Annotated in this window: 13 protein-coding genes and 1 tRNA gene; 2 read left to right on the top strand and 12 right to left on the bottom strand. The window is 65.5% G+C overall.

What is annotated here, in order from left to right:
- Positions 1-212: 212 nt before the first annotated feature.
- Positions 213-617, bottom strand: a complete 405-nt coding sequence (locus tag ACGH48_RS06445) for a recombinase family protein (RefSeq protein WP_396290679.1) — start codon at positions 615-617, stop codon at positions 213-215.
- Positions 614-1,045, bottom strand: coding sequence for a hypothetical protein (locus ACGH48_RS06440; RefSeq protein WP_396290678.1), 432 nt, complete (start codon positions 1,043-1,045; stop codon positions 614-616). The genes ACGH48_RS06445 and ACGH48_RS06440 overlap by 4 nt, the downstream gene beginning before the upstream one ends.
- Positions 1,046-1,250: 205 nt before the next feature.
- Here ACGH48_RS06440 and ACGH48_RS06435 point away from each other — a divergent pair, with 205 nt between their 5' ends.
- Positions 1,251-2,258 (top strand): DNA-processing protein DprA, encoded by a 1,008-nt coding sequence (locus tag ACGH48_RS06435; RefSeq protein ID WP_396290677.1) that lies wholly within the window; start codon positions 1,251-1,253, stop codon positions 2,256-2,258.
- 11 nt (positions 2,259-2,269) lie between these two features.
- Here ACGH48_RS06435 and mobF read toward each other — a convergent pair whose 3' ends face one another.
- Entirely contained in the window at positions 2,270-5,833 is a 3,564-nt protein-coding gene (gene mobF, locus ACGH48_RS06430) for a MobF family relaxase (RefSeq protein WP_396290676.1), read from the bottom strand.
- Positions 5,834-6,369: 536 nt separating this feature from the next.
- On the opposite strand from mobF, the gene ACGH48_RS06425 reads away from it, so the two are divergent.
- A complete protein-coding gene (locus tag ACGH48_RS06425) occupies positions 6,370-6,555 on the top strand; it encodes a DNA cytosine methyltransferase (protein WP_396291107.1) in 186 nt (61 codons plus the stop codon).
- Between the two features lie 738 nt (positions 6,556-7,293).
- Here the strand turns inward: ACGH48_RS06425 and trxA are convergent.
- The 9 genes from trxA to ACGH48_RS06380 all read right to left on the bottom strand — a co-directional run bounded on the left by trxA (position 7,294) and on the right by ACGH48_RS06380 (position 13,058).
- Complete coding sequence (trxA, locus tag ACGH48_RS06420; protein WP_396290674.1) at positions 7,294-7,617, bottom strand: thioredoxin; 324 nt, start codon at positions 7,615-7,617, stop codon at positions 7,294-7,296.
- Between the two features lie 95 nt (positions 7,618-7,712).
- Entirely contained in the window at positions 7,713-8,327 is a 615-nt protein-coding gene (locus ACGH48_RS06415) for a CueP family metal-binding protein (protein ID WP_396290673.1), read from the bottom strand.
- Between the two features lie 235 nt (positions 8,328-8,562).
- Positions 8,563-8,766, bottom strand: a complete 204-nt coding sequence (locus ACGH48_RS06410) for a hypothetical protein (protein ID WP_396290672.1) — start codon at positions 8,764-8,766, stop codon at positions 8,563-8,565.
- Positions 8,767-8,773: 7 nt separating this feature from the next.
- Complete coding sequence (locus ACGH48_RS06405; RefSeq protein ID WP_396290671.1) at positions 8,774-8,926, bottom strand: cation transporter; 153 nt, start codon at positions 8,924-8,926, stop codon at positions 8,774-8,776.
- A 94-nt stretch (positions 8,927-9,020) separates the two neighbouring features.
- A tRNA-Cys gene (locus tag ACGH48_RS06400) sits at positions 9,021-9,091 on the bottom strand.
- Positions 9,092-9,106: 15 nt separating this feature from the next.
- Positions 9,107-9,910, bottom strand: coding sequence for a carboxymuconolactone decarboxylase family protein (locus tag ACGH48_RS06395; protein WP_396290670.1), 804 nt, complete (start codon positions 9,908-9,910; stop codon positions 9,107-9,109).
- 423 nt (positions 9,911-10,333) lie between these two features.
- Positions 10,334-11,689, bottom strand: a complete 1,356-nt coding sequence (locus ACGH48_RS06390) for an MFS transporter (protein ID WP_396290669.1) — start codon at positions 11,687-11,689, stop codon at positions 10,334-10,336.
- A gap of 268 nt (positions 11,690-11,957) precedes the next feature.
- Positions 11,958-12,263: a metal-sensitive transcriptional regulator gene (locus ACGH48_RS06385; protein WP_396290667.1), complete on the bottom strand. Its 306-nt coding sequence runs from the start codon at positions 12,261-12,263 to the stop codon at positions 11,958-11,960.
- A 183-nt stretch (positions 12,264-12,446) separates the two neighbouring features.
- Positions 12,447-13,058 (bottom strand): YdhK family protein, encoded by a 612-nt coding sequence (locus ACGH48_RS06380; RefSeq protein ID WP_396291106.1) that lies wholly within the window; start codon positions 13,056-13,058, stop codon positions 12,447-12,449.
- Between the last annotated feature and the right edge of the window lie 161 nt (positions 13,059-13,219).

Here is a 13,219-nt window from a genome sequence, read left to right as displayed (position 1 = left end):
TTTCCGACTAGTCTTGACCCGCTTCCGGAACGCCAGTTCCCCTCCTGGAGGTCTTCAGCACATCATCCCACAGCCAGCGGCCACGGTGCGAGTTCCCAACACACCACGGACGTGCCCAACCACGGCGAGTCGCCCAGCGTCGGGAGTCGTAGACAGTGGAAGGCCCCGCTCCCGGAGTCGGGAAGCGGGGCGAACCTGGTGGTGAGGCCGACTCAGTCGCCGGAGTCGTCGTCGCCGAGCGGGTAGCCGACGGTCTGGTCGTCGGCTTCGGCGTAGCTCTGCATGACGCCGAATAGGAGTTCTTCGCGGGAGGTCGCTGGGCCTTCCTTGGCGACGTGGATGTCGATTCCGGCGTCGTGGAGCTGCTGCACGACGGCAATGTGGTCGGTGAGCCGGGTGCCGAGGCGGGCGAGATCGGTGACGATGAGCGCGGTCACGCCGTCTTGTTCGGCGGACTCGATCACCTGGCGCAGGCCGTCGCGGCTTCGGCCGATGTCGGTGACGACGTTGGTGATCGTCAGACCGTGCTCCTCGGCGTACCGGCGGCAGTCGGCTTCCTGGTCGTCCAGCCAGGTAGGGTTCTCCGTCGCGCTGCGACGGTAGGTCACGGCCTTCATGACGCACCTCCCGCCATCACCAGCCCCGTCTCGGCCAGCTCGTCCTCCGCGGGATGGGCGCGAGCGGCCTTGCGGCGCTGCGCGTGTTCCCGGAGTCGGACACGGGCGAGGGCGATGAGGCTCATCGGGCCGAGCCAGAGCATCTTGAGCGCGTTCCAGCCGCACAGCAGGACGACCAGGTGCAGCCAGCCCCATTCGGGGTCGGCCTGCTCGATGTAGTCGGTCAAGAACTTGGTCGCCGCGATGTAGGGAGCGGCGAGCAGCATCGCCGGTACGCCCCACTTGAGTCCTCGGCGGGTGTAGACGGCGTCGCGGATTCGGTTCGTCGGGAAGAGCCGGCGGGCGGGGTGCATGGTCACGGCGGTCTGCCGACTGCGGTACCAGCGGCGTCGGACTCGGTCGCCGACGCTCGGAGTGGAGAGGAACATTGCGGGCCTCCTTCAACACGCATCGAATGTTCGCGAAGCGGCGTGTTGGTGATGGCCCCTGGGAAGGGGCGATCCCGAAGGACCCTACAGATTGGAAGCCTCCGCTTCATGGTCCAGTTTACGCCGGTCCTGCGACAAGCGGAAGGCATCGGCGTAGCGGTGGTGCACCTTGCCGGTAGCGCCCGCGAATGGAAGGACACCGATCATGGTTTCTCTGGCCGACTACGCCCCCGATGAGCGAACAGCACGCGTGATGCTCTCGATGATCGCCGAACCTGCGGACGTGAACGTGGGGCGCCTGCTGCGACATGAGGGCGGCATCGAGACGCTGCGGCTGCTTGATGCCGACGGACCTGTGCCGGGCGTGCGGCCCGAGGAAGCCGCGATCCTTCAGCACCGCACCCACCTGGTCTCCTTGGGCGTCGACTTCGATGCGGTACTCCGGCGGACGCTCGACGGCGCGCATGAGCCGCTGATCCCCGGCGACGCCCATTGGCCGGTCTCGGTCGATGCGCTGGGCGACCGCGCCCCCTATATGCTGTGGGCGAAGGGGGCGACCTCGTTCCTCGCGACCGGGCAGGATGCTCGGGTGACGATCACGGGCTCGCGTGCATCGACCAGGTACGGCGATCACGTCGCCGGCGAACTCGCCACGGATGCGTCATTGGGCGAGCAGATCGTCGTCTCCGGCGGCGCCTACGGGATCGACGGCGCCGCGCACCAAGCGGCGCTCGGCAGCGGAGGGCAGACGATCGCGATCATGGCCGGTGGACCGGATCGTCTCTACCCCGCCGGGCATCGCGACATGCTCGAACGGGTCGCAGACCTGGGGCTGGTGATGAGCGAGATGCCGCCCGGATCGACCCCGACACGGCACCGGTTCATCGCCCGCGGCCGGCTCCTGGCGGCGCTGTCGTCGGCGACGGTGATCGTGGAAGCCGGGGCCCGCTCCGGCGCCCTGAACGTCGCCCGCGAAGCGAAGGCCCTTGGCCGTGGCGTCGGCGCGGTACCCGGCCCAATCACCAGCGTCGCGAGCACCGGCACCCATCTGCTGCTGAGCGAGGGCACCGCCACACTCGTCGCCGGCCCGCACGATGTCGCCAACCTCATGAGCGACCGGCGCTCGGCCCCGACGCGGAACCAGGACCGTCACATCGGACAGGGCCTCGACGCCCTCGATCTCGATCAGGATCGCCCCGGCCGCGCTCTCTGACCCCTGACCGGTCAGAGCGTGCGACCCTGCCGGACCTCCATCGTGAGGTCCGGCTGCTCTGTGTCCGGGGTCTGCTGGCTGAGCTGCTTCGCACGGTGGAGAGCTGCGTCGGCGCGGGCGGCGTCGATCTTCTGCGCGTCTGACCCGGAGACGGTCCCGAGTGGCTGGTCGTCGGTGATCTGGTAGCGGTCGCGGTAGGCGGCGACAACCTGCCCGTACCGGCGCCACCGCTGTGCGGTCCTCGCATCGGTCGGTTGCTTCCCCAGTGCGCCCGTCCACGGCTCGCCCTCGTCCAGGTCACGGTCGAGGACCGCGGCGGCGCGGCGTTCGATCAGTTCCTGTCGTTCGGTGAGGGCGTGGTGCATCTCGGGGTCGGAGACGCCGGAGGCATACGGGATCAGTCCGACGATCAGCCGCGGCGCCTGCCGGACGCGGCCCGACCCGGCCGGTCTCGCAGTGGCGCGGGCGACCCGGTGATGCAGGACCGAAGCGATGTCGTCGGCGTCATCGAATCCCCGCGCCCGCACCAAGCGCGGCATGAGCACGTCGAGGTCGTGGTGGTTCGCCTCCGCCCGCCGGAGCTCCGCGGAAAGCGCGCCGTAGGCGTCGGAGCCGAGGACCATATCGACCTGATCTTCGGTGAGCCCGGATGTTTCGAGGAGCGTGGCCCAGCGGTCGTGCTGGCCGGCTTGGGCGATGGTGTCGTACTCCGCGGCGAGCTGGGCGATCGAGCTCCACCGTTCCTGCTCAGCGGTGATCGTCTCGTGCGCGGACAGCTCCGCGCCGACGTGCTGGAGCACCCCGTACAGCACCGTCCTGGCGGTCGAGTCGGGGTTGTCCGAAGGGTGCGGGGCAATATGCGCGTCGTCGGCAGGGTCGGTGGCGACGTAGGCGAAGTTCCCATGCCTACCGCGTGTCATAGCGACATAGAAGTTCTCCCGCGTCGTCGTCGCCGTCACCACCGTATGCGCGGTATCGACCGTGACGCCTTGGGCGCGGTGCCCGGTGATCGAGTATCCGAGCTCGACATGCTCGGCCACATACGACGCCGGTAGCACCATCGCCCCGCCGAACCGGCGCCCCTCTGGACGGACGGTGATCGACCCGTCCTCGCCGACGGCCGTGACCGTCCACCGGTCGCCATTGCGCACCCACGCCTTGCCGTTCTTCGACCTCAGCCGCCGGTTGTTGTCGCGGGTGATGACCCGGTCTCCTCGCGACGCGCTCGTGCCATCGTGCAAGGTGACTTCTCGGCCGGGGGTGATCGTGCCGTCGAGTATCAGGTCGGCGCGGGCGCGCTCGTTCAACTGCGTCACTGTCTCTCGTGCCTCGGCGACGAGGATCGATGCCCGCCCGTTCTGGACATCGGCGCGCCAGGCGGTGTAGGCGGCGTCGACCATCGCGTCCTGCTCCCCGCCGCGCACCCTGCCGTGTTCGATGAGGATGTTGATCGCGTTCGTGCGGCCGTGACGCAGGTTCAGCGAGTTCGTCTTCTCCCACTGCTGTGCGAACCGGTGCACATCGACCAGCTCCGGAGCATCGTCTCGGTCGTGCACGAGCAACCCGAACGACCCGCCCGCGTCGACCGCTTGCAACTGCGACCAGTCGCCGACCAGCAGCACTTTCGCACCGGCATGATCGGCGAGGCCGGTGATGCGGTCCAGGGAGCCGGTGCCGGCGAGGGAGGCTTCGTCGAGGATCACGAGCTGATCCTTCGCGAAAGTCCGGCCTTGGAAGAGGTGCATCTGCCACCAGCGGGCTGTGTTGTCCGCCGTGATCCCCAGCTCCTCGCCGAGCACCTGGGCCGCGTTCTCCGACGGCGCAAGACCGATCACGGAACCTCTGCCGTGCTGCTTCTCCCAGGCCCGCTTGAGCGCGCTCATCGCCGTGGTCTTGCCCGCCCCGGCCGGCCCGACCAGCACATCGACCACGCGGCCCGAGACGCAGATCCGCTGCAAGGCCTCGGCCTGATCCGCCCCGAGGCGGCGGCCCTCCGGATCGGGGCTGCTGGTGATCTTCTCCACTGCGGCGAGATCGACCGTCGGGCCGGTTGTGGCGTGGGAGCGGTCGAGGAGACGGTCTTCGGCGGCCAGCAACTCCTCGGTCGAGTACAGCGCCGCGCTGGGATGCCGGAACCGGCTCGACCCGTCCGGGCGGCGAAACAGCAGCGGACTCGACGCCAGCTCTGGCGGCGTGAGCCGCAGCGATGCCTGTTCGGCGGCGTCGGTCACCATCCCGGTGATCGCCTCCCGATCCTCGGTCGAGGCGAACCGGACGCCCATCAACTGCCGGGAGGCCTCGGCGTGGAGATTCCAGCGCCGCCACGTCGACCGCTTCTCACCGACCACCGCCACGACTGAGCGGCCGAGGTCAGCGACCGTGTCCAGCGGCACGTCATCGGCCCGCAACAGGGCTGTCGTCTCGCCGGTGGTGGCGAGAGTGCGTGCCCATCCGGTCACGTCCTCGCCCAGTACCGTGTCGGCGCGGTGCCGCCAGTCGGCGGTGAGATCCGCGAGCGAATGCACCTGCTTCTCGGGCCGGGTTGCGAGCGTCGCCTGCGCCCGCAACCTCAACACGATCTTCGCCGACGGCTCCCGGCCGTGCTTCTCCCGGTAGGCGTCGATCAGGCGGGTCTTCTCGTGTTCGATCTGGCGGGTGCGCGAGGAGAACTCCTCGATCAGCTCCTCCGGCACCGGCGCCAACTCCCACGCCGGGTTGCGGTCCCGGCCTCGCGCCCTGGCCTCCCATTCGATCCCGAACGTGCCCGTGATGCGGTCGGCCAAGGTGGCGTTGTAGAGCTCTGACAGGGCGACGACCGAGGCGTGCACCGGCCGGCCGGCCAAAGTGCGCCACTTCTGATCCTGGACGGTGAGGACCTTGTTGCTCACCACGACGTGCGTGTGCAACTGGGGGTCGGAACTGCGCGAGTCGTAGTGATCGAATGCGGTCGCCAGCACCCCGGCGACATCGACGTGAGTGACCGCGCCCTCCGGGCCAGCCGCGCCGACGCGGGTGGTCGCAACCTCCCGTTCGAGGAACGCAACCACCTCTGCAACCGCCTGATGATGCGCGTCCGCAATCAGCGATTGCGTGCCCGCGTCCGCAACACCCCACAGCGCGGACAGCGACTTCGGCACCGAAAAGGTCAGGTCGTAGCCGGCGACCGCACGCCGGGTGCCGTGCTCGGCCTCCTCGGCTTCGATGGCCGCGACCTGCTGTGCGCGAGAGACCGGGCCGAGTTCCGGGTCGAGGGCGGCGACGCGCTTGTCGACGCGCTCCTTGACGCTCGCGTACTGCCGGTACGCCTCGCCCAAAGGCTCGCCCGTGATCGGGTCGCGGCCCATCCCGACCAAGAGCTGGAGCTGCGCCTCGGAGACCTGCCCACCTTCAGCGAGCTCACCGCCGCCGAGGAACGGCAGACCCGACCCCATCCAGAAACCAGGAGGAGTTCCTTCCTCCGTGTAGTACCTCGTCAACGGGGTCGAAAGGGAGCGGTCGCCGTCACCTGCGGCGACGGTGCGCAGCAGATACTCGTAGCCGTCGCCGGCCGACATCACGCGCATCGAGACCGTCATACCGACGAGGTGAGCCGTCAGCATCTCGTAGCGGCAGCGGAGTCGATCTCCGCCATGTCAACTTTGGTTGACGCGGTGTGCCTCGATTGAAAGACGTGTGGGGGCTCATGAGTCGGTGAGACGACGAGCGGGCGGCGAGCCGGACGAAGCCCGGCGGCGGACTTGAGGAGATTGATTCGGTCGCTGTCCTCAGAGCGGTTGGCTCGGCGCAGGGCGACCGGTGGTGCACCTGGCAGGTGTTCAGCCCGGCAAGTCGATATGCGTGTGCAGCGATCTTGGCAGCCGGGGTTCACTAAGCCCGCGGAGCCAACCCATGCACGACCACTTTTCGGAAGTCCGACCGATCAGGATCGGGTCGCTGTTCTCCGGGTACGGCGATCTGGACCTTGCTGTCGAGTACGCCACCGGCGGGGAGACGGTCTGGTTCTCCGAGATCAACGAACCCGTCGCCCGCGTGTTCGCCCACCATTGGCCCGGGCATCCCGAACCTCGGCGACATCTCCACCGTCGACTGGGCCACCGTTCCGCCGGTTGATGTGTTGATCGGCGGGTTTCCCTGCCAGGACGTCTCGGCTGTCGGCAAGGGCGCCGGCCTCGCACCCGGCACCCGCTCGGGCCTCTGGTCGCACATGGCGGCAGCGATCGACGCCCTGCGACCCGAGCTCGTCGTCATCGAAAACGTCCGCAACCCGCCCCCGCCTGGAAGGAGCAACCCCCGATGAGCGCAACCCCGATAATGCAACCTGCCAGCCCACAACCGCCGTTCGCCATGTGGAACCCGACCCGTGGCTGCTGGGAGACGAGCCAGGCCGACCTCTTCGGGCGCGCGGAGCCGTACTCGGCGATCTGGTCGACCTCCGGCGAACTGCCCGATGGATCGCCTACCTGCGTCGTTGGCCGGCGCACCGCATCACCGGTTCCGCGTCTTCATCACCGCCTACCGTGAAGACGCTGTTCCGGACGCCGCTCGCCTCCGACGCCTCCCGCGGCGGCGAGACCCTGGATCAAGTTCGGGCACGGGGAGGCATGATCGCGCTGAGTCATAAAGTATTCGACCTTGCTCTTCACGGGCCGGATGGCTCGCCGGCCAACTCGAACGAGCCGGAGACACTGTTCCCCCTGATCGAGACCATCTTCAACGATGGGGACGATACCCCGCGGCCGCCCCCCGGTGGGAACACGTCACCGGACGACCCGCCCCTGCTCCCGCGATCCTGAACGATGCCAGCGGCCCGCGGCCCGCACCGAGTTCGTGGAATAGCTGATGGGCCTGCCGCACTCTTGGGTCACAGACCCTGCCCACGGTCTATCCGCGAACCAGGCGAACACCGCCCTGGGCAACGGTGTGCTCCCGAGCACTTGTCGCTATCAAGTCACTTCGACGAACCGGCGATTCGTGCTGAGTCAGACGATTAACACGCAACGACTAACGAAACGGAGAATTGCGCGATAGCAGACCCTCAGATAATACCTTCGAGGCGTTGTTCGATCTGTGGCTTGGGCATCGCCCCGATGATCTCGCGCACAATCTCACCCTTGTCGAAGACCTTCATTGCTGGGATCGAGCTGATGTTGTAGCGCGAGGCGATGTCAGGGTTCTCGTCGACATTGAGTTTGGCGATATGGAGCTTTCCGCCCTGCTCGGTCGCGATCTGCTCCAGGACCGGCGCGATCGCACGGCACGGGCCGCACCAGGCCGCCCAGAAGTCCACGAGAACGGGGATCTCGCTCTTCAGAACAACCTCATCGAAAGTCTGGGTGTCGACGATGGTGACTTCGCTCATGGTGATCAACTTCCTTCCTGTTGCTCGTCGTGCGCGACTGACCGCACACACACCACAACACGTTACCCCCTAGGGGTATTCCCATGTAGCTGGATTCAGGTCAACTGCATTGTGGTCACGCAGGTCTGCGCATCGTCGCCGACGGTCGAGAGTTCGGAGGTGGCAACCTGATCGTCGTGGGTGATCAAGATCGACGTTTCGACACCCCGGGGCAGCCAGATCCCAACGAAGCCATTGTCGAAGGTTCTCATGTCCTTGTCGATGATCACCTCTCCGGTCGCCGTATCAGTCACGGTGACCCCGACGTCTGCGTTGCGCAGCTCCCCGAGACAGCCGGTCGGACTGTGGTAGAAGCAGTCATGGGTCTGCGCCCCATACGGGGCAACGGATACGTAGATTTCATCGCCGGGCAGCGGCACTTCTGCCGTGTGCCCGTGCTGATCGGTCAGCGTGACCGTCTCCGCGGTGACGGAGGTGATCAAGGTCTCGGTGCGCTCGTCCAGCGGCATCGCATCGAGCGTTTCGATCAGTTCGCGGACATCGAGGGCGTCGAGACCATGCTCGGCAAGGATCTCGACCCCGCTGGCTGCGCCAGCTGAGGATGAGTCGTCGGCGACCGTGCATCCGGTGAGCATAAAAGCGCCAACTGTGACGACGATTGCAGCGGTCTTCTTCCCGCCTTGTTTCGGGAATAACTTGAAGATCTTCATGGGATTCCTTGCCGTGTCTACCCGCGATGACTATTTACCAGGGTACCCCATAGGGGTAGTACCTACCTGGTTGACGCGGACACCCCCCGTCCAGCACGAGTCCAGTGGGGAAGCCTCGGTCAATCGTACTTGCTGACTTCCCGCTCGTGTTCGGCGATATGTTCGGTCTCGATCTCCGCAAGGTCGAGTGATGGATGGAGACCTCGAAGTGTCCTGCGACGCACTCTTTGATCTCTTACAGCGTCTTGGCGGCATGACCGTCGGTGAAGCACTCGTCGTCGACGACGACATGGGCGGACAGCAGCGGCAGGCCGGTCGCGACTGTCGACGCGTGCAAGTCGCGGACATCCTTGAGGTGGTCGAGTTGGAGGATGTGTGAGCGCACTTTGTCCAGGTCAAAGCTTTTGAGGGTGAACTCCACGAGGACGCCGGTGATCACGCATGAGTTAGGAGGTGCGAGGCACGATCAGGGCGGCGATGAGCAGGCCGGCGAGCACATCGGCCTGCATGAACCCGGTCGTGGCGATGACGATCGCCGCGATGATCACTCCGAGCGACCTGAGGGCATCGTTGAGAACTTCGAGGGCCGCGGCGCGCAAATTGAAGTCGGAACCGCGACTGGAGGCGAGAATGGTGATGGGCGATAATGTTCGCGACAAGACCGATAGCGCCGAAGATCATCAGTGGGCGCGGAGGTGCCTACGGGATTCGAACCCGTGTAAACGGTTTTGCAGACCGTCGCCTATCCTCTCGGCCAAGGCACCAAATCGGGAGCGAGGCTAATCGCCCGACGTGAGTCCGGCGACCAGGTTGAAGGCGCCGGTGAGAATGTTCAGCGACACGACCCCAACGACATCAGCGATCTCACGGTCGCTGTACCCGTATCTCCGAAGCTCGTCGATCTGTTCGTCGGTGATCGACGCAGGCTCACGGTAGATCTGGAGGCCGAGCGCGATCATGGCGGCAACTGGGCTGGTCATCGCGGTGCCCTGCTGGGCGAATGCGATCTCGTCATCACTAACCCCAAGCGAACGCGCTGCGCTGATGTGCGAAGCCAGGCACATCCCGCATCCCTGCTGTGACTGCACGGCGATCGAGACGAGTTCACTGACCTTGCGGTCGAGCTTGGCGCGGCGCATGGCCTTGCTCAGTTGCAGATAGCCGCCGAGCACTGCTGGGGAGTGCGCCATCGTCGAGACCATGTCTCCGACCTGGCCGTGCCGCTCGACGAGGTCGCCGAGTAGGTCTCGTGAAGCTCCAACGGCGGTCTCAGGGGTCAATCGGGAAAAGCGGGGCATAAATTGCGCCTCCTTCGTCAGTTCGGTTGCGAGTTCTGGCTGAGAGAGCCCCCACGAGCATTCTCTTGCTACTGATGCTCGGCGTGGAAGATCGCTCTCCCAGCCAATGCGCCGGCATGCACGCCGGTCAGCAGGTCGAAGTCGCCGGACTCGCGTTGATGCCGCCTCACGATCCCGGCCGACTCCAGGCGGTCGAGCTCGTGCGCGGTCTGGTCGACTAAAAAGACAGACGATGTCTGCCAGATGGTCGGCAGAGATCTCGATGTCGCGGATGGCGAGAATCATCTTCATCCTTACGGGACTCGCCAGCAACGCGAAGACGGCGACCGCCGCATCCAAGTGCGTGTGTCGTACATCGCGTGCGCGTGCTCATTCTCTCTCATTTCCACCGATGATACGTCTTACCCCTATAGGGTAAGAGTTCAGTTTGAAATATGGTAGGTAAAGTTCACGGTCCGTGGCCGGGTGGCATCGGATGGGCGCGAGTGCTGCGCGACAGAGCGGGCAGGCCCGCGCCGAAGTCGCTGCAATCACTCGTGGTCTTGGCACCGGCACTTTCGCATTGGCCAGCAGAAGCGACATCGTGACCAACGCCGATGTGGCGAGACCTGGACCGTCATCTTTCCTGCGAGATAGCCTCTTTCACCAACGTCTGACGCGATGTGGGGTGAAGTAGGTTCACTTCACTCCTCATTGCGTCCACGCAGATCACACGGTGCGGACGCAGGCGCACTGTCCTGCGGCGAGGGTGCACTCGGCTTGCTCGATCTCCGCGACCAACACACGACCCTGATCGCCCCCAGACGCATGTGGCACCCCAGTTTGAGGTGAAACAGCTTCAGGTTCAGTGGCACCGACCAAGACCTCGGCATTCTGTGCGCGTGGCCACACCACTACGGCCGCGGCCGCTCCCACCGCGGCCAGGATCCCGAGGATCGACCAAGCGAGAGTGAGCCCGAAAAGGGTGCCGATCCATCCAGCGATCGGGTAGGTGATGAGCCAGGCCAGGTGGGATAGCGAGAACTGGGCGGCGAATGCACCCGGCAGCCCCTCCTTCGGTGTGGCCCCTCGGATCACGCGACCGGTCGGGGTGACGATGAGCGCCATCCCCGCACCGATGAGCACCCAGATCGGGGCGGTTACTGTCGCCGACGCAATCTGGATCGCGGACATTCCGACGGCGCCGACGACTCCGACGAGCAGAACGAGGGCACCGGTCATCATCACGGCGCGGTCAGCGATCCGGTCGAGGACGCGAGGAAGGATGAGCGCGACGATCAGGGTGCCACCGCCGGAGGCGGCGAGCATCCACGCGACGGCGGCTTGGCTTCCGCCAAGCTGGTCGCGCACGTAGTTGACGGTGTTGACGACCACGATCGAGCCGGCCGCGGCTACCACGAGATTCAGTCCCATAATGCCCCGCAGTCTCGATGTACGGACGAACGTGATGAGTCCGGACGAGATTCGCTCCCACGCGCCGGTGCGACCGCTGGGTGTGGCGTTCGGGATCCTCGTGGAGAGCACGAGTACCGCCGAGACGACGAACCCGATCGAGGTACCCACGAACAGCCAGTTGAATGTCATGAACAGCAGTGCCAGTGCTGCGAGCACCGGACTGAGGAGACTTTCCATGGTGTATGCGACTTGGGACGCCGACAATGCGCGGGTGTACTGCGATTCCTCGGTGACGATGTCGGGGATGACCGCCTGGAAGGTCGGGGTGAACGCTGCAGACGCCGCCTGCAGCACACCAATGAGGACATAGATGTGCCAGACCTCGGTGACGAACGGCAGCGCGAGCACGACCGCAGCCCGGATCACGTCGAGGAGTGTCAGAAACGCCCGCCTCGGCAACCGGTCAGCATATGCCCCGGCGATCGGCGCGATCACGACGTACATCACCATTTTGATGGTCAGTGCGGTCGCGAGCACGGCCCCAGCTCTGGGCCCAGCGAGGTCATAGGCGAGGAGGCCAAGTGCGACCGTGGCCAAGCCGGTGCCGAACAGTGCGATGATCTGCGCACTGAACAAGTGCCGATAGTCGCGGATCGCGAAGAGTTTCATGATGGTTCTCCTTCAGCTTTCGATCAATCAGTCACACTCAAGAACCGAATACCCCCCAGGGGTATTCCCATTCGCTTTGATCATTCTGCAAGGGATGCGCGGGGGCGTGATGTCGTCTCACTCAAAGCCTTGGCGCACGTGCCATCTGCGTCAGCATTCACGAACGCGAACCGAGAAGCGAACTGTGACGCGCGCGAGCGGGGCACGACGCCTTCTTCATCAGGTCGGATGGGTCGAGCGTTGCGTACGACAACAGCCGGGATGCACCTCAGGAGCGCACGAGCCGGTTGATGGCGTCGGTGGCTTCCTGGATCTTCTCGACGGCCGCCTCGTCGCTGAGCTTCGCTGCATCGAGCACGCAATGCTTGAGGTGGTCGTCGAGCAGACCGGTAGCAACCCCCTGGAGGGCGCGGGTCAGCGCAGAGACCTGGGTGAGGATGTCGATGCAATATTTCTCCTCATCGATCATCTTCGCGATCCCACGGGCCTGGCCCTCGATGCGCTTCATGCGGCCGAGGTAGCGCTCCTTGTCGCTGATATATCCGTGCTGGTAGGAATCGGTGTCGACAGACATGGGCATGTCCTTACTTCTGGCGCTCCAAGACGAAACGCGCGCTGGCTTCGGGGGTTAGGTCGCCGCGGCAGCTGGGCGTTGAGCACGGCTGGTGTGAGTTCGGGCCCGTCATCGTTTCCCTCCGTCGTCATCTAGCCGTGCCGATGCGCCGCTCACCTGGTGTTCGGACGCGCGGCCGTCGACTCAGGACGCTGGTTGGATCTCGCTCTCGACGACCCACTTGTGGTTCGTCATCTTCATGCCATCTGACTCGTAGTCAACCATGTAGACCGTCTCATCGGTGGACGAGGCGATGGTGGCCGTGGCACCCTCCATGCCCTCCATGTGCTCAGCGAGCAGAGTCACCTCGGTGCCATCGGCCAAGCGCTCGTCGCCAGCGTCCTGGATCTCTTCCTGCACGACCCACCTGTGGTCCGTGACGGGGTCGCCACCGCTGACGGGCGTGTAGTTCACGGAGTACGTGTACGTGTCGAACGCGCCGGAGATCGTCGCTGTCGCCCCGTCCATGCCTTCCATGTGGTCGGCCGTGAGCTGCACCTCGGTGCCGACCGGGTAGGTAGGGTCACTGGCCTCGGCAATACCCTCGGGTGCCGGTCCGCCGTCCATTGGATGCTCCATCGTGTGGTCCATCTCCTCATCACCGCTTTCTGCGTTGTCGTTACCGTGGCCCTGATGCTCCTCAGTGGCCGAAGGGTCGGTCTGTTGGTCGTCGTCTGCTCCGTCGGCGCAACCGGCGAGCACAAGCGCCACTGCGACCGCTCCCGCTGCCAGTCCTGTTCGCAGTCTCCTGTACATGTCGGTTCCTTTCATCGGCACCTCTACCATATACCCCTAGGGGGTACCTGTCAAGACGTCGTCGATGATCTTTGGAGGGGCGTCTCGGCACACATCATGGGCGGCGCTGGACCCTGGGTGTGGACAGGAGTGTTGGCTCGGCATCGGGTACTGGTTCGTTG

This window comes from Curtobacterium pomorum (assembly GCF_044497295.1).
GTDB lineage: Bacteria > Actinomycetota > Actinomycetes > Actinomycetales > Microbacteriaceae > Curtobacterium.
This window is presented reverse-complemented; position numbering and strand designations above follow the sequence as displayed.